The organism is Acidicapsa acidisoli (assembly GCF_025685625.1).
Taxonomy (GTDB): Bacteria; Acidobacteriota; Terriglobia; order Terriglobales; family Acidobacteriaceae; genus Acidicapsa; species Acidicapsa acidisoli.
The window spans coordinates 320,246-337,249 of sequence record NZ_JAGSYI010000001.1 but is presented as its reverse complement, the minus strand read 5'-3'; the positions used below and the strand labels follow the sequence as shown (position 1 = coordinate 337,249).

At 58.5% G+C, this 17,004-nt stretch carries 15 protein-coding genes; 4 read left to right on the top strand and 11 right to left on the bottom strand.

What is annotated here, in order from left to right; all coding sequences use genetic code 11:
* The 3 genes from OHL23_RS01310 to OHL23_RS01300 all read right to left on the bottom strand — a co-directional run bounded on the left by OHL23_RS01310 (position 1) and on the right by OHL23_RS01300 (position 2,897).
* Positions 1-1,428, bottom strand: a complete 1,428-nt coding sequence (locus OHL23_RS01310; RefSeq protein WP_263349967.1) for a radical SAM protein — start codon at positions 1,426-1,428, stop codon at positions 1-3.
* 400 nt (positions 1,429-1,828) lie between these two features.
* Complete coding sequence (locus OHL23_RS01305; protein WP_263349966.1) at positions 1,829-2,143, bottom strand: hypothetical protein; 315 nt, start codon at positions 2,141-2,143, stop codon at positions 1,829-1,831.
* Positions 2,124-2,897: a prolipoprotein diacylglyceryl transferase gene (locus tag OHL23_RS01300; RefSeq protein WP_263349965.1), complete on the bottom strand. Its 774-nt coding sequence runs from the start codon at positions 2,895-2,897 to the stop codon at positions 2,124-2,126. Before OHL23_RS01300 ends, OHL23_RS01305 begins: the two co-directional genes overlap by 20 nt.
* Positions 2,898-2,943: 46 nt before the next feature.
* Between OHL23_RS01300 and OHL23_RS01295 the strand changes: the two genes are divergently transcribed.
* Both OHL23_RS01295 and OHL23_RS01290 read left to right on the top strand, forming a co-directional pair.
* Positions 2,944-3,273 (top strand): ArsR/SmtB family transcription factor, encoded by a 330-nt coding sequence (locus OHL23_RS01295; protein WP_263349964.1) that lies wholly within the window; start codon positions 2,944-2,946, stop codon positions 3,271-3,273.
* 149 nt (positions 3,274-3,422) lie between these two features.
* A complete protein-coding gene (locus tag OHL23_RS01290; protein ID WP_263349963.1) occupies positions 3,423-4,172 on the top strand; it encodes an SDR family NAD(P)-dependent oxidoreductase in 750 nt (249 codons plus the stop codon).
* 40 nt (positions 4,173-4,212) lie between these two features.
* Here OHL23_RS01290 and OHL23_RS01285 read toward each other — a convergent pair whose 3' ends face one another.
* Positions 4,213-5,274, bottom strand: coding sequence for a bifunctional transcriptional activator/DNA repair enzyme AdaA (locus OHL23_RS01285; RefSeq protein WP_263349962.1), 1,062 nt, complete (start codon positions 5,272-5,274; stop codon positions 4,213-4,215).
* A 99-nt stretch (positions 5,275-5,373) separates the two neighbouring features.
* On the bottom strand, positions 5,374-6,852 hold the full coding sequence (gene gatB / locus OHL23_RS01280; protein ID WP_263349961.1) for an Asp-tRNA(Asn)/Glu-tRNA(Gln) amidotransferase subunit GatB: 1,479 nt from the start codon (positions 6,850-6,852) through the stop codon (positions 5,374-5,376).
* A gap of 227 nt (positions 6,853-7,079) precedes the next feature.
* Here gatB and OHL23_RS01275 point away from each other — a divergent pair, with 227 nt between their 5' ends.
* Entirely contained in the window at positions 7,080-8,225 is a 1,146-nt protein-coding gene (locus tag OHL23_RS01275; protein ID WP_263349960.1) for a PP2C family protein-serine/threonine phosphatase, read from the top strand.
* 10 nt (positions 8,226-8,235) lie between these two features.
* Here the strand turns inward: OHL23_RS01275 and OHL23_RS01270 are convergent, their stop codons facing one another.
* The 4 genes from OHL23_RS01270 to OHL23_RS01255 form a co-directional block, all read right to left on the bottom strand.
* Positions 8,236-8,592: a VOC family protein gene (locus tag OHL23_RS01270; RefSeq protein ID WP_263349959.1), complete on the bottom strand. Its 357-nt coding sequence runs from the start codon at positions 8,590-8,592 to the stop codon at positions 8,236-8,238.
* 18 nt (positions 8,593-8,610) lie between these two features.
* Entirely contained in the window at positions 8,611-10,608 is a 1,998-nt protein-coding gene (locus tag OHL23_RS01265) for an alpha-1,4-glucan--maltose-1-phosphate maltosyltransferase (RefSeq protein WP_263349958.1), read from the bottom strand.
* A gap of 58 nt (positions 10,609-10,666) precedes the next feature.
* Complete coding sequence (locus OHL23_RS01260) at positions 10,667-11,890, bottom strand: glycosyltransferase family 4 protein (protein ID WP_263349957.1); 1,224 nt, start codon at positions 11,888-11,890, stop codon at positions 10,667-10,669.
* A gap of 125 nt (positions 11,891-12,015) precedes the next feature.
* Entirely contained in the window at positions 12,016-13,032 is a 1,017-nt protein-coding gene (locus OHL23_RS01255; protein ID WP_263349956.1) for a VOC family protein, read from the bottom strand.
* Between the two features lie 134 nt (positions 13,033-13,166).
* Between OHL23_RS01255 and OHL23_RS01250 the strand changes: the two genes are divergently transcribed.
* On the top strand, positions 13,167-14,630 hold the full coding sequence (locus OHL23_RS01250) for a M20/M25/M40 family metallo-hydrolase (protein ID WP_263349955.1): 1,464 nt from the start codon (positions 13,167-13,169) through the stop codon (positions 14,628-14,630).
* 18 nt (positions 14,631-14,648) lie between these two features.
* On the opposite strand, the gene OHL23_RS01245 is transcribed toward OHL23_RS01250, so the two are convergent.
* The gene (locus OHL23_RS01245) at positions 14,649-15,836 is read right to left on the bottom strand and encodes a glycine C-acetyltransferase (RefSeq protein ID WP_263349954.1); all 1,188 of its coding nucleotides are present in this window, start codon (positions 15,834-15,836) and stop codon (positions 14,649-14,651) included.
* 8 nt (positions 15,837-15,844) lie between these two features.
* The gene (gene tdh, locus OHL23_RS01240; protein WP_263349953.1) at positions 15,845-16,879 is read right to left on the bottom strand and encodes an L-threonine 3-dehydrogenase; all 1,035 of its coding nucleotides are present in this window, start codon (positions 16,877-16,879) and stop codon (positions 15,845-15,847) included.
* Positions 16,880-17,004: the final 125 nt, after the last annotated feature.

Here is a 17,004-nt window from a genome sequence, read left to right as displayed (position 1 = left end):
TTAAACGCCAACTGGTTTCATCTCTGCGCGTCGAAGTGGCTCTAGTCGCGTCGTTTCGAGTTCGCCACGATAGAACATATTGAAGGTATCAAAGGGAATCAGGCGCTTTCCGTCAGGATGAGCAATGTGGATGCAGCTCTTCTTCACACTTCGCACATCAAACGCCTCAGCGTCGATGAACTGCACGATCAGCACACGGAATAGGTTCTTGTATCCGAGATCCTTCGGGATGAGCACTTTGGGCAAGCAGCACAACAGTTCCTTGAGCGTCGAAGCCTGCGAACTCGGTGAGTGATTTGTCGCAAACAGCTTAAAGATATGGTCACGGAGCCCAGCCTCCTGCTCGTAAATGATGGTGTTACGCGCGCCATCAATTAGGATCTCGGGTGGAACCATCCCGGTCAGAGGAATCGTCTTGACACCCAGCTTCAACGCATAGGCCATGGCCAGCGCATCTGGATGACAAGGTACGGGAATAAGATCCTCAGGGCGGAACACACTGGTTTGTTCGAGAATGCGACGTCGTACTTCAGTAAGGGTAAGACGGTGTTGGCCTGAGTCGAAGTTTTGTAACCGTCCTGCCTGCTGCACCGGTTGAAACGTTACGCCACGGACGCAAGGCTGCTTCAATGCAAACTCGATAATTGCGCCCAGTTCATTGTCATTCACGCCTCGCTCAACTGTGACCACCAGCGTCGTAGAAACTGAAAGCCGGTTGAGACGTTCCAGAGCCCTTTCACGGATACTCCGCAAGTCAGCCCCGCGAAGCTGCATAAGCGGCTCGCGCTGCAGCGAGTCAAATTGCAGATACAGCTCAAAGTGCGGCATGAAGCCTGCCAGCCGTCTGACAAACTCTTCCTCCTGTGCAATCCGGATGCCATTGGTATTCACCATCAGGTGTTTGATCGGTCGTTCCTTGCACATTTCCAGAACGCGAAAGAAGTCAGGATGCAATGTTGGTTCGCCCCCGGAAATCTGCACCACATCCGGTTCCTTCTCGTTGCGCACCACACAATCGAGCATTGCGGCAATCTGATCCAGCGTTCGGAACTCAGTCCGGTGCTGTCCGCTTCCCGCATAGCAGATTGGACAAGTCAGATTGCAGGCATCGCAAATCTCCACCAGCGTCAGGCAACTATGCTGCTCGTGGTCGGGGCAGAGGCCGCAATCATAAGGGCAACCGTACTTCACTGGCGTGTTGTAGACCATCGGTTGCTCAGGCGTCTTCACAAATACTTCGCGCGAACGCCGGTAGTAATCCACGTCGTCTGCTACCAGCACACGCTCGTGTCCATGCTGCGGACAGCGCTTAAGCATCCAGACCTTGTTGTCTTCAAAGACGATCTTCGCGTCTACACGACGGTAGCAGGTGGAGCAGATAGAGATAGCAACGTCATAAAAGAGATAAGGGCGAAGTTTTTCAGTCATTCCGTTCCTCTTGTAAGCAAAGCTCAAACGGGTCACATGCCAACGACTTCAAGGGCGCTCAAGCGTCAATTCATTGTCAGCCACTCGTTCGTCAACGGTCATCTTAGGTTCCGCTTTTGTACGTGAAATTTTTTAGGATCGTCAGGACCACCCACGAAAAGCAGGTTAGGATAAGTCCGAGAATTGAAAGCCAGAATGCACTGATTCCGAGAACGAACATCAAACCAAAAAGCTTGCCCACCAATCCCGACTTATTACCGCCATCAGAAGTGGCCATTCCAATTCCGCAAAGACCAAATCCAACGCACACTGAAACCGCAAGGATCGTGACAATTCGAGCGAAGGGAATTCGGTCAACAAGTGGCTTGCTCATTTAGCCAACTCTCTAGCTGAGGCCATTTCATTCCTCATTCTTGTCGCCTGTGTTTTCGATATGCTCCGTCGGCTGCGCAGAGCGATCAGAGAGTTTCTTACCGTATACATAAATTGGCCACGCAAGGAGTACGGCAATGATACCGATGGCGGAGAAGAGCATCATCGCGAGTTCAATCGCGCCCAGAAGTGCGATCAGGCCGCCGACAGCGCCCATCAGCCCGTTACTGGCTGAGACGACTACCCACTGAACTCCGCATAGCCCAGAGGATACCAGCAGCACCGCCGCGAGAACCGCAAGCGCCTGAGGGAAGCCTTTGATCTCATACCCGAAGAGCTTCATGAGCCTCTCGATTCATGCGCATCCAATCCAGGAATAGAAAGCCCAACCCTGCAACGCAACTCCATTGAATGAGGTTCAAGCCAAATATGAGCGGCTGCGGTTTGAGAAAGTCAATCAAAACTCGCCATGCCAGATAACACGCCAGAAAGATGCGAAAGCGCTCCCCTTCGCGCAACCTCACATTTGAACTAACGACGAGCCCGACTAAGATCAGGAAGAGAATCTCATAAATCTGCACCGGGTGCCGGCCGATTCCGTCACCAAAGTCAACCGCCCAGGGAAGATTCGTTGGGGTTCCATAGGTGTCGTCCGCAAGACCCGCGACCAGACATCCGACGCGGCCAATTCCGATGCCCACGCAGAGCGGCAGGGCGAAGAGGTCACCTGTGCGGCTCTGAATTCGATTGACCCTTTTCACGATTTCGACGCATAACCAGGCTCCGAGCAGGCCGCCCACAATCGTCTTTCCGCCCGGAGAGAAGAGAAGCGAAAGCAGATGGCCGGAATGCAATGCAGCCAGCAGGATAGGCCCCTGTTCGGCAAGGCCCAGGACACGGCTACCCACGAGCGCGCCTATTGCCGCTGCCGCAATCACCGTCCAACGCTGGGGATCGGCGATTGTATCTCCTTGTCTGTCGCGAAGCTGGCGAAAGACCGCGTATCCCGCGGCGTAAGCCAGCGTTTCCAGTGCCGGATGCCACGCTGGATGAGAGCCTAGGGGGAGCATTGAGGAAGTATAACTGGCGCCCGTCATGTTCCGAATTCCTCGGGTGGCGAACGATTCATGCGAAACTTAAGAAGTGGACGCGACCTATCAGCTAGAACCCGGGAAGGCACCCACTGGCGAAACTTCAACCAGCCTTTCCCCTAGCCAGCGGCTCGCGATCCTGAAAGCCCTCGGCGACCCCCGCCGCATGGAAATCCTCGAACGACTGAGCAAATGCGAAGGCTGCGTCGCCTGCTCAGACTTTCGCGAGTGCCTGCCCATCTCCGCCGCCACGCTCTCCCATCACATCAAGGAACTGGAGACGGCTGGCCTCATCCATATTGAGCGCGATGGCAAATTTGCCCGGTTGAGCCTTCGTCGCGACACCTGGCAGGCATTTCTCGCCGATCTGCAACGGCTTTAGCTCAGACAAGCTCCACTATCCAAAAATAATTTCGATTTTTCCCTGAATCTTCCAATCGGCTCCCACATCAATTAGACGGTTATCGAAATGTCGAACTGATGATTGGTCGATTTCGAACCCAGAGACTTTCGAGTCAGGAGACAGGCATTATGAGCAAGCTGAATGGTAAGGTAGCGCTGGTAACGGGAGCTTCCAAGGGAATCGGTGCATCCATCGCAAAGGAACTGGCTGCCAATGGCGCGGCCGTTGCAGTGAACTATTCGAGCAGCCCCGACGGCGCGAAGAAGGTGGTCGCCGAGATCGAAGCGGCAGGCGGAAAGGCCATCGCCGTTCAGGCCAACGTTGCCGATCCGGACAGCATCGGCGGGCTGATTAAGACCGTAGTCAAGCAGTTTGGACCGATCGATATTCTCGTCAACAACGCGGGAGTCTATGAATTTGCTCCGCTGGGAGCAATCACCCCGGAACATTTCCACAAGCAGTTCGACCTGAATGTGCTCGGACTTCTGCTGACCACTCAGGCTGCGGTCGCGCAGTTCTCGCCCAAGGGCGGCAGCATCATCAACATCGGTTCTGTGGCAGCTGAGGGAGTGGGAGCGGCCGCGGTCTACAGTGCCACTAAGGGCGCGGTCGACTCGGTTACCTACGCGCTCGCGCAGGAGCTTGGCCCGAAGAAGATTCGCGTCAATTCCCTGAATCCCGGAATGGTTGAGACAGAAGGCGTCCACGCCGCTGGATTTCTTGGCAGCGACTTCCATAAGGAAGTAATCACTCGCACTCCGCTGGGACGCATCGGACAGCCCGGCGACATCGCAACCATCGCCGCATTCCTTGCCTCAGACGACGCGGGATGGGTGAACGGTCAGGCGATCCAGGCGGCTGGCGGCAACAGGCTGTAATCGCAAGGCCAGTGACAAACACGAGGCGTCCGGCGCGAAATCAGCGTCGGGCGCCTTCTGCTTTCAGCAACTGGCGTTTGCGCTCCACTCCCCAGCGATAGCCGGTGAGCGAGCCGGAAACGCCGACTACGCGGTGACACGGAACCAGGACGGAGACGCGGTTGGTGGCGCAGGCGCGAGCCACAGCTCGCGTCGAGTTCGGCATCCCCATCTCCGCGGCAAGCTGGCTGTAAGTCTTCGTCTCGCCAGCCGGAATCTCTTGGAGCGCCTGCCAGACGCGCAATTGAAAGGCCGTACCGCGCAGGTCGAGCGGAAGATTCTGGGCCTGCTTTCCACCCCCGCCGGCGATGCGCTCCAGCACAGTGGCGACGGCCTTCTGCAAAGTCGGATCTGATGCGATCTCGGCGGCAGGGAACTCTTCGCGCAAGCTGGCTTCGGCCGCTTCGGGAGAATCTGCGAGAGCAAGCCAGCAGACTCCGCGCTCTGTACTACCCACGATGATCCAGCCAAGTGGGCCCGCGTCTGAACTCTCGGCAGTGGCAAATCCAATCTTTTCGCCCCGCCCGCCAGCCAGAAATCGCCCCGGGGTCATTCCTAACGGGGTCTTTTCGTAGGCCCGGCTGGACGAACCATAACCCGCATCGTAAATTGCTGTCGTCACGTTGGTCTCTCCATCCCGCAACTGGTTGCGCAGGGCGTTGGCGCGAATCGCCCTCTGGTACTGGCTAGGAGTCGCGCCCATCGCCTGCTTGAAGACCCGTTGCGCAGTGAACGGGCTCATCCCAATGAGCTTGCCCAACGTGGCCAGTCGCACAGGCTTGTCGATCTGGCGTTCCAGATAAGCGCACATTTGTGCCACTGCCGACGGGCGCACCGTTTCTTCCGGCTTACATCGCTTGCAAGCCCGAAACCCAGCCGCCCGCGCGTCGGCCGGAGTTCCGAAAAACCGGGTATTCTCCCGCAGCGGAGGACGGCTGCCGCAACCCGGACGGCAGAAGACGCCGGTCGTGGAGACGCCATAGAAGAATTCAGCATTCCGGTCGCGGGCAACGAGCTGCCGCCATACCGTTTCCTCGTCGAGTGTGTTTGCATTGATCATCATATTGACCATCCTGATGACGATCTTCTCCCGGCTGGCAGGCGATGCACTATCCGCATCTTGCGCGCAATTCGAAAACCTGTTCCACTGCCAAATCCCTGGTTAAGCGTCGAGTTTCTTCGCCACCAGATCATTCAAGAGCGCCGGATTTGCCTGCCCCTTTGAGGCTCGCATCACCTGACCAACGAAGAACCCGGCGACCGTCTTCTTGCCTCCGCGATACTGCGCCACCTGCGCCGGATTGGCGGCAATGACCTGATCGATCAGCGCTTCAATCGCGCTGGCATCGGTGATCTGCTGAGGTTTTTCGCGCTCGTAAACGGCGGGGAAATCCTCGCCGATTTCAAAACAGATGTCGAAAAGCTGCTTGAGCTGCTTAGAGCTGATCTTGCCGTCCTCGACCAGATCGGCGGCCATCACCAGGCCGGGCAGGGAGATCGGCGAGGCTTCGAGTTCGATTCCGGCGGCTTTGAGGCGTCCGCCGAGTTCGCTCAACAGCAGGTTGGCCACGCGGCGCGGACTCTTGGCTGTGCGCGCGACGGCTTCAAAGCGGTCGGCAAATTCGCGAGTTGCCGTCAGTGTCTGCGCGTCCTGCTCGGAGAGGTCGTACTCAGCAATCATGCGCTTGCGCCGGGCTTCGGGCAGCTCCGGCATGGTCGCGGCGATTTCGGCCTGCCATTCGGATGAGACGATCAGTGGCGGAAGGTCCGGCTCAGGGAAATAGCGGTAGTCGTGGGCCTGCTCCTTGGAGCGCATGGAGTAGGTGCGGCCTTCGGCCTGATTCCAGAGGCGTGTTTCCTGAATGATTCTTCCGCCTGATTCGATGATTTCGATCTGGCGCTCAATTTCGTATTCAAGCGCAGAACGGATGTAGCGGAAGCTGTTGACGTTCTTGACTTCGACCTTGGTTCCGAAGGTCTTGGAGCCGCGGGGCATGACGCTGACATTGGCGTCACAGCGCAGTGAGCCTTCTTCCATATTGCAGTCGGAGACGCCCGCGAAGAGGAGGATTTCCTTGAGCCGGCTGAGGTACTCGTAGGCCTCGTCGGGGGTACGAAGATCGGGCTCAGAGACGATTTCGATGAGCGGTGTTCCACAGCGGTTCAGGTCGACGTAGGTGCGCATCGCGGAGTCGGCGAAGCCGTCGTGGATACTCTTGCCCGCGTCCTCTTCCATGTGCGCGCGCGTGACGCCGATTCGTTTCGTGTTTCCGTCCGCAGTCGGGATATCGATCCAGCCATGCTCGGCGATGGGCTTGTCGTACTGCGAAATCTGGTAGCCCTTGGGTGAGTCGGGATAGAAGTAGTTTTTACGCGCGAAGATGGACTGTTCGCGAATCTGGCAATTGATGGCCAGCCCGGTGAGCACGGCGAATTCGACTGCCTTGCGATTGAGCACCGGCAGCGCTCCCGGCAGACCGAGGCAGACCGGGCAGACGTTGGTGTTCGGGGCGGAGCCGAAGTGGTTCGCGCAGCCGCAGAAAGCCTTGGTCGCGGTGAGCAGTTGTACATGGACTTCGAGGCCGATAACGGGCTCGTATTTGGCGAGGATTTCGGGCGAAAGACCGGCGGCGGTAGGCATGGCTAACCTCAATTTTAGCGCGATGCGTGGCTTGGCGGGGGCATCTGGCGCGCAGCGCCATTTTCGTCCCCCGCGCCGGGGAAAGAGGAAGATACAATCCAAACGAAGCACGACTTCCATGAAATCGCGGCATGGCATTTCTGCTTCACGGGCGGGGAAGAGAATCGCGCCGCGCAGGGCTTGCAACTAGGTCTGGCTGCAAGGCCCGGAAGGACAAGCAAAACCCAATGGTTGTCTACAGTTTGTGGCGAGATACTTCCCGAAAATCGGTCATTGTTTTTCTGCTGGCTTGTTTCTGTGTGTTCGCCAGCTTCGGGTTTGTCGGCGACATTACGGAGCTGGGCAATCAAGCGTCACTGCGGTTCGCCCTGGGCGTGGTGCTGTCCGGCCTATTCGCCGTCGGTTACGCCGTTGGCGGTTTTATGCTCCGATCCCAGTCCTGGAAGGTGCTTGTGCCGTGGTTCGTCTTGCACACAGCTGTCTTGACTGGCATTAGCCATTGGATTCCCGATGTACCGGCCCGGGCCGAAACCTTGGCCGATGCAATGACTCGCCTTCACGCGAGAATGTCCTTTGATGGCGCGGGAATTACCTGGGCGGTCTGCATTGGCTATACAGGATTCGTGTACGTCTTCGTCGTGGAGGGGCGCCGATACCTGCAGTCCCAAAGGGAAAAGGCGGTTCTGGAGGGAGAGATGGCTGCGGCCCGGGAGATTCAGGAGGTGATTCTTCCGGGTGCGGACGAGGTATTTCCGGGGTTTCGCGTGGAATCGGTCTACCGGCCCGCTCAGCAAGTTGGAGGCGATTTCTTTCAGGTGCTACCGGCCAGCAACGGCGGCCTGCTCGTCGTGGTCGGTGATGTTGCAGGCAAGGGCCTGCCTGCGGCTATGCTGGTTTCGATGCTAGTAGGCTCGATTCGGGTGGTCGCCGAAGAGTCCTACGACCCGGTTCTGATGTTGCACAAGCTGAACGACCGGCTGATGGGGCGCACACGCGGCGGCTTTTGCACGGCCCTTGCCGCCTATATCGCTGGCGACGGGCTGGTCACGATTGCCAATGCCGGACACCTCGCACCGTATCTGGACGGAGAAGAAATCCAGATGCCAGGCGCGTTTCCGCTCGGCATTGTAAGTGGCGCTCAATTTGAAACCACCCGATTCGAGCTCGCGCCCGGCAGCCGGCTCGTCTTCTATTCCGACGGCGTGGTGGAAGCCATGGACGGGAGCGGCGAACTGTTCGGCTTCGAACGGGCCAAGGCAATGTCTTCTGCGCCAGCATCCGAAGTTGTTGAGGCAGCCGTGAACTTCGGTCAGGCAGACGACATCACGGTGGTTACAGTTGAACGGTTGGCGGCGTTTGAGCTTGTTTCCTGAAGTATGCGGTCTATGCAGGCGTAGGGGATAGCGCTGTTGGCTGCTTTGGCTGGTAGAGGCCGACTACGCCTCCACCAGGAAGCGGAATTTTGGTGACTGAGCCCCAGCGTTCTTCGTGGACTTCGGAACAGTAGACGCCCTTTTCGCGGAGTGTGGCGATTTCGGCTTTGAGATCTTCGCACATCAGATAAAGCTCCTGCTTACCGCTCTCTTCGGAAGGATGGACTGCCAATTCGGATGGAGGCAGGGCGAAGATCAGCCATCCATGGCCCGCGTCGACGGACGGAAAGCCGAGGACATCACGGAAAAAGGCGCGATCTGCCTCGGCATCCTTGCTGTACACGATCACGTGAGAGCCGAAGATCATGAGTTCCACTCTTTCGGATTACAGAAAATACTCAAAGTCGGATTCGACCTTTAGCTGGCGGTGGATTTTGAGGATGTGGCCCGGTATGCGTTCCGGGCTCAGTTCGACGTAGTTGCGCGGCCCGTACCAGAGGTAGCGCGCGCCGGTCAGCAGGTCTTCGGCTTCGAATGCGCGGTCTTGCGGGATGGCCAACTGGTCGAGGGGTAGCCTTAGAAAGGCGGACTGCGTGTGGTGCGGGTCGAGGTTGACGACGACAAGGATCAGGTTGGAGCGGTCTTCGGATTCCTTGCTGTAGCAGATGATCTGGTCGTTGTCCGTGAGATGGAATTGGAGCGACCAGTCGGATTGCAGCGCGAGATTGTTGTTACGGATGTCGTTGACGGTAGTCATCAGGGCGCGAAGACTGTCGCTCCGGTCCAGATCCCAGTGGCGGATTTCGTATTTTTCGGAGTTGAGGTATTCTTCACTGCCGTGGCGGATGGGGACGTGTTCTAGCAGTTCAAAGGCCGGGCCGTAGACGCCGTAGTTGGAGCCGAGGGTTGCTGCGAGCAGCAGACGAATCATGAATGCCGGCCGCCCGCCGATCTGGAGGTATTCGGTGAGGATGTCCGGGGTGTTGGGCCACTGGTTGGGGCGGAAAAACTCGCGCACCGGCGTCTGGGACAGTTCGCTGAGATATGTGGTGATTTCGTACTTGGCGTTGCGCCAGGGGAAGTACGTATAGGACTGGCTGAAGCCGAGCTTGGCCAGACGGTACATAATCTTGGGGCGAGTGAAGGCTTCGGCGAGGAAAAGAACTTCGGGGTGGTCGCACTTGATCGCTGTGATGCACCACTCCCAGAAAGGGAAGGCCTTGGTGTGCGGGTTGTCCACGCGGAAGACGGTGACGCCCTGATCGACCCAGTACAGGAAGACGGATTTCAGCTCTTCCCACATGCCTTCCCAGTCTTCGCTTTCAAAGTCGAAGGGGTAAATGTCCTGGTATTTCTTGGGAGGGTTTTCGGCGTACTGGATGGTGCCGTCGGGGCGCTTTTTGAACCAATTTTCGTGCTCTTTGACGTATGGGTGGTCCGGAGCAGACTGGAAGGCGATATCCATGGCGACGAAGAGGTTGAGATCTTTCGCTTTCTGGACGAAGCTGCGGAAGCCTTCGATGGTTCCGAGAGCGGGAAGGATGGATTTGTGGCCGCCTTCGAGGGAGCCGATGGCCCACGGGCTGCCTTCATCGCCGGGCTGCGACTGGGGATTGTTGTTGGGGCCTTTGCGGAACATGCGTCCGATGGGGTGGATGGGCGGGAGGTAGACGACGTTGAAACCCATATCGGCGACGTATGGTAGGCGCTTTTCGCAGTCGGCAAATGTGCCGTGTTTGTCGGGTTCGGGTGAAGTCGAGCGGGGAAAGAATTCGTACCAGGCGCTGAAGCGGGCGTGGTCGGGATCGACGACGATGCTAAGCTCGCGATCGGATTCGGTCGCGAATCGCTTGTCGGGGTAGCGCAGGACCATCTCGTGCAATAGAGCGTCGATGGCGATGATGCGCAGTTCCTTGGATTCCTTTTCGGAGCGCAGTTCCGCGGCTCGCTGGCCGAGCCAGAGCGAGTCGGCGCCGAGGGCGCGACCGGCAGTGGCTGCGACCAGGTCGGCGCCAATGAGGTAGTCGACGGGAGCGTCGGTTTCGGCCTTGATGCGCTTGAGCAGGTCGCGACGCCAAGTTTCAAAGTGATCGACCCATCCCTGGACTTTGAAGCCGTAACGGCCGAGCTCTTTGACGCGGAATGCGGTGGTCCAGCGGTCATTGACGAGTGGCTGCATGGGGATTTCGGTCCAGTCGCTGGAGCCTTCGCGATGAACGAGCAGGGAGGCGGCGATGGAGTCATGTCCGTCGGTGAAGATATCGGCCTCGACGCGGACCTGATCGCCCTGGGTGCGCTTGGCGGGGAAGCGGCCGCCGTCGATCTCCGGGGAGATGCCTTCGATGATTACACGCTTGCGGCCTTCGTCTCTTGTCAGTGTCATGGTCGTTCTTTGTCCCATCTGGGTTGGCAGGGCCGGGTTGGCTGGCCTGGTATTGGAGTCAGCTGGCGGATTTCATTTGCGCAATCAGTTGTTCGTAGAGAGCGATGGTCTGGTGCGCGATGGCTGTCCAACTGAAGATGTTTTCAACGCGCTTTCTTCCGGCGTCGCCGAATCGCTGGCACTTTTCGGGGTCTGCGAGCAGGTCGAGGATGCCGGCGGCGAGATCGCGCGCGAACTTTTCGGGATCGATTGGGAAGCTGGTGACGGGGTCCTGGTCGAATGGAATGAGATGCCCGGTTTCGCCCTCTACGACAACTTCTTTGATGCCTCCGGTGGAGCTGGCGACTACGGGTGCGCGGCAGGCCATGGCTTCGAGATTGATGATGCCGAAGGGCTCGTAGACCGAGGGGCAGCAGAAGACACGGCAGTTGCTATAGAGCTGGATCGCTTCCTGCTTGGTGACCATCTTTTCGATCCAGACGATGCGGGGATGGTGCTGGCGTGCGGCTTCTACTTTGTCGCGGAGTTCGGCGGCGATTTCGGGTGTGTCCGGTGCGCCGGCGCAGAGGACGATCTGCGTGTCCTCGGGCAGGTAGCGAATGGCGTCGACGAGATGGGTGACGCCTTTCTGGCGAGTGATGCGGCCGACGAAGAGGATGTACGGAACCGTCGGGTCGACGCTGTAGTCGATCAGCGCCTGGGTGTTGGCGGTCTTCTGATATTCGGCGAGGTCGATGCCGTTGTAGATGACGTGGATGCGGGCGGGGTCGACCTGCGGGTAAGCGCGCAGGATATCGACCTTGGTGCCCTGCGAGACGGCGACGATGGCGTCGGCATCAAGAATGGCGGTTTGTTCCATCCACGAACTCATGGCGTATCCGCTGCCGAGTTGCTCGGCCTTCCAGGCGCGGAGCGGTTCGAGAGAGTGGGTGGTCAGCACGAATGGGACGCCGTAGAGCTTTTTGGCGAGATAGCCAGCCATCGAGACATACCAGGTATGCGTGTGGACGATGTCGATGCCCTGGAGCGCTTTGACCTGGGTGAGGTTGAGGCTGAAGGCTTCGAGAGCGCCTTTGAATTTGCCGACGGTGCCTTCGGAGATTTCGCTCCACGGCTCCGCGCCGCGCACGTGAAGGTTTGCTGCGTCGGAGTTTTGCGGACCCCAGCAGTGGACCTCGACCTCAATCTCTTTTGCCAGCTCGCGGCTCAGATAATCGACGTGGACTCCAGCCCCACCGTAAACCTGGGGGGGATATTCGCGCGTAAACAGGCCGACTCGCAAGGGTCCTACCTCCGGTCGGCTTCGACGCTCAACCAAGAGGTGGTTGGCGTCGAACCGACGAAGGTCATCTTATAACGGAGCCTTGTTGCGGGTAAATGAAACCATTCCGAGACGTAAACGATGCTCTACGGCTTTGGATCTTCTGCCGTGAAGGGCGAGCAGCAGGGTTTTTCGACGGCGTGGAACTCCATCAGCTCCGTGCGAATGCCATCGGGATCGTAGAGATTGAGCTGGTATTTGCCGTCTCTGCCGACCTTCGGCTCCTTATCAGCATGGGCTGGAAGGCGATTTTCGGCGGCAAGCTTCTTGTAGCTGTCAGGCACGGACACAACGCCGATGGAGACGTGGTCGAGAACGCCGAGGGATTGTTGGCTCATGCCGGCCGGAATGCCGGTGCCGGACATATCAAGATGCCCGCTGCTGAGCATGTACTCGAGCCAGTCGTGGCCGTCGGGGGTCTGCTGCGAAACCCAGTCGACTTTGCCTTCCTGCATGCCGCCGAACCAGTAGGGGCGAAAACCGAGCAATTCGCGGTAGAACTTGTCTTCGTTTGCACGCGAATGGATGAGCATGCCGACGTGGATGATGTGATGTCCGATGAGTTTGGGTTCTGTGAACTGTGTGGGGCGAGCCGGAGGCTCCACGAACTCGACGACGTTGCCCTCGGGGTCATTGACGCGGAAGGATTTGCTGCCACCTTCGTGATGTGTGATCTGAGCCGGAACCTTCCAGCCCTTGTCGGCCAGATACAGGCGCAGGCCCGCGGCGTTATCGGTGTTGAAGCCGATGTGGTCCAGGCGATTCACGCCTGAGTTGGGAGGCAGCGGCAGGACTTCTATGAACTGGGTGGCGTTGATCCCGTAGCGTACGCCCTGCCGGTTTTCCGGGTCAGGTTCGCGAAAGGCGCCGATCTGCTCGGTGTAGTAGTGATTAGTTGCGTCTGGATTCGATGTATAGACGGCGATGTGCGAGATGCCGGTGATTTTGGGGCGCGGGTGTTGGGCGCTTGCAGTGGCTGGGATCAACATCAGGGTTGCGGCAAGAGCAGAGCAGCCGAGCATAAGATATGGCGTCGTAAAGCTAAAGCGCATGGAAAGCTCCTCCGGGAACTCGAAGACACGATAGGGCCTTGGACCCTTCAAATGCAACTCCCGCGAGGGAAGGCTATTCGTATTATCGTTTGAAGTAAATGCCTTTACCCGAGATGCGGGCGTGTTGCACATGGCGGCTGGTCTGTGGCGATGCACTCGATGTGCAATGGCACTAGAATGGCACCATGCCGAATTTCATGTTTCGCACCATTGCAATGCCTGCCATGGTTTGGGCAGTGCTTTCCGCTGTATCGATGCTGGGGCAGGCTCAGGTAATCACTCCCACGCCGCCGGCCGACCGCGACGCGGCCATTGAGATATTCAAGCAATTAATTGAGATCAACACGACGGATACGCCGCTAGGCAACGTCACGACGGCGGCGACCGCGATGCAGAAGCGCTTTCTGGATGCGGGTTTTTCGGCGGAGGATGTGCATCTGCTGGGGCCGAGTCCTCGCAAGATGAACCTGGTGGTCAGGATCAAAGGTTCGGGGGCGGGCAGCGGGACGGGAAAGCCGGTGCTGTTTCTCTGTCACATAGACGTAGTTGAGGCGCTGCCCAAAGACTGGCATACCGAGCCCTTCAAGTTCATCGAGAAAGACGGGTATTACTACGGGCGTGGGACGCAGGATATGAAAGATTCCGATGCGGCGCTGGTGGAGACTTTCCTGCGGTTGCATCGGGAAGGGTACAAGCCGCAGCGGGATCTGATTTTAGCGCTGACGGCGGATGAGGAAGGTGGCGATTTCAATGGCGCAAACTGGCTGGTGCAGAACCATCGCGAGCTGGTGGACGCGGCATTTGTAATCAATCCCGATGCGGGAGGGATCGACCTCGACCACGGCAAGCCAATTGAGGCCGATGTGGAGGCCACGGAGAAGCGATATGCCGATTTCAGTGTGACTGCGGTGAACCGCGGCGGGCATAGCTCGTTGCCGCGACCGGACAACGCAATCTATGAGTTGACTGCGGCTCTCAGCAAGCTCGCCGCATTCAAATTTCCGTTTGAATTGAACGGAGTGACTCGCGCCTATGCAACGGAGATGACGAAACTTGCGTCGAGTCAGACAGCGTCGGATTTGCGCGCCATCCTGACCACGCCGCCGGACCAGGCTGCAATCGACCGTCTGTCGGCCGATGCGGGTTGGAACTCTGTCTTGCATACGACATGCGTGGCCACGCGGCTGGCTGGCGGTCATGCCAACAACGCGCTGCCGCAGACCGCCGAGGCCAACATCAACTGCCGCATCCTGCCGGGACACACGCCGGATGAGATTAAGAAGCAGCTAATCGATCTTTTTGCGGACCCAGGGCTGAAGGTTGAGACGGTGATGAAGGGGTCGATTGCGAGCGGCCTTCTTTCAGGGCACTCACCGGAGCCACCACCACCGCTCGATGAGGTTTTTGTGCCGATGCGCAAGCTGGTGGATCAGATTTGGCCCGGCACGCCGGTAGTTCCGGAGATGGAAACCGGCGCATCGGACAGCGTCTACTTCAATGCCGTTGGCATTCCATGCTATGGGTTCTCAGCCATTGCACTGGAACACAACGATGTGAGGGCGCATGGGCAGGATGAGCGGCTGCCGGTGGACTCGTACGCGAAGTCGCTGGACTTCTTCTACGCGTATACGAAGGCGCTGGGCAAGTAGTGGCAAAGCAAAGCGGGGCTAGACCGAGGCCAGTTCCCGCTTTGCCTCGGCAAAGCATTTGACTGCGAATTCGAGCTCGTGGCGTGAGTGCGCTGCGGAGATCTGGGTGCGTATACGCGCTTTGCCCATGGGGACGACGGGATACGAGAAGGCTACGACGTAGACCCCTTTTGTGAGCACTATTTCGGCCATGCGGGCGGCGATGGTTGCTTCGCCGAACATGACGGGGACGATTGGGTGCTCGCCGGGCAGGATGGTGAATCCTTCGTGGGTCATTGCTTCGCGGAAGTACTCGGTATTGGCGCGCAGATGTTCGCGAAGGTCGGCGGATTCGCTGATGAGGTCCAACACTTTCAGAGACGCGGCGACGATTGGCGGGGCGACAGAGTTCGAAAATAGATAGGGGCGCGAGCGCTGGCGGAGTAGCTGGATGATTTCTTTGCGTCCGCTGGTGTAGCCGCCGCTGGCGCCGCCGAGGGCCTTGCCGAGCGTGCCGGTGAGGATGTCGATGCGGCCTTCGACACCGCAAAACTCGGGCGTGCCACGACCGTTTTCGCCGACGAAGCCGACGGCGTGCGAGTCGTCGACCATCACCAGCGCGTCATATTTTTCGGCAAGATCGCAGATCTGCCGGAGCTTCGCGATGTAGCCGTCCATCGAAAAGACACCGTCGGTGGCGATGAGCCGATGACGGGCGTTGGCGGACTCTTTCAGCTTGGCTTCGAGGTCGTCCATATCGCCGTTGCGATAGCGATACTTGTTGGCCTTGCAGAGGCGGATGCCGTCGATGATGCTGGCGTGGTTGAGCTCGTCGGAAATGATGGCGTCTTCGCCGTCGAGCAGCGTCTCGAAGAGGCCGCCGTTGGCGTCGAAGCAGGAGCCGTAGAGGATGGTGTCATCCATGCCGAGGAAACTGCTCAGACGCTCTTCCAACTGCTTGTGGATAGACTGGGTTCCGCAGATAAATCGAACACTGGCCAAACCGTAGCCCCAGTTGTCGAGTGCTTCGCTTGCGGCGGCGACGATTGCCGGGTGATTGGCGAGGCCGAGGTAGTTATTGGCGCAGAGATTGAGAACTGGTGTGCCGGATGCGACGGTAACTTCAGCCTGCTGCGGGCCGGTGATGACGCGCTCACGCTTGTAAAGGCCAGCGGATTCGATGTCTTCGATCTTCTTGCGCAAGTGCTGTTCAAACTTACCGTACATGGCGTCTCCTAACGAATGTTGGTCAGATCAAGCACAACTTTTCCGGTCTGGCCGGAGATCATGGCGTCGAAGCCCTGCTGAAAGTCCTCGAAGGCGAAGCGGTGCGTAATGACGGGGGAAATGTCGAGTCCAGACTCGATCATTACGGACATCTTGTACCAGGTGTCATACATTTCGCGGCCGTAGATGCCCTTGATGGTGATCATGTTGAAGATGACCTGACGCCAGTCCATCGGCATTTCCTTCGCTGGGATGCCGAGGATGGCGATCTTTCCGCCGTGGCACATGTTCGCGATCATGTCTTTGAGCGCGGCGGGATTGCCGGACATTTCGAGGCCCACGTCGAAGCCCTCCTGCATGCCCAGCTGCTTCTGCACGTCGGCGAGGGAAGTCTCCGCCGGATTGATGGCGAGCGTGGCGCCCATCTTGCGGGCGAGGTCGAGGCGGTAGGGATTCATGTCCGTGATGACGATGTGGCGTGCGCCGGCATGACGGGCGACAGGGATGGACATGATGCCGATGGGGCCCGCGCCGGTGATCAGGACATCTTCGCCGAGTACCGGAAAAGACAGTGCGGTGTGGACCGCATTGCCGAAGGGATCGAAGATTGCGGCGACTTCCTGGTTAATGCCGGGGTGATGACGCCAGATGTTGGCCATGGGCAGCGCGATGTATTCGGCGAATGCCCCGGCGCGGTTGACGCCCACCCCCTGAGTGTTGGCGCAGAGATGGCGGCGGCCAGCCATGCAATTACGGCAGCGTCCGCAGACGACGTGGCCCTCGCCGCTGACGATGTCGCCAGGAAAGAAGTCATTGACATTGGAACCGACCTGCACGACTTCGCCGACGAATTCGTGGCCGATGGCCATCGGGACTTTGATGGTTTTCTGCGCCCAGTCGTCCCACTGGAAAATATGCACATCTGTGCCGCAGATGCCTGCGTATCGCACACGGATCAGCACGTCGTTGATACCAATCGCCGGCTCGGGAATATCTTCGAGCCAAAGCCCTTTTGCCGCCTGGCTCTTCACCAATGCTTTCATCAACCGCCTCCGAGCCACCGTCGAGCATGGAACTCGATCAGGCGGCCAACCTTTCACTTTAAAGATACTGGCTCGGGCTCGTCGAATCGCGAGTGCTGAATTGCAAGCGCCGAATTGCCAGCTTT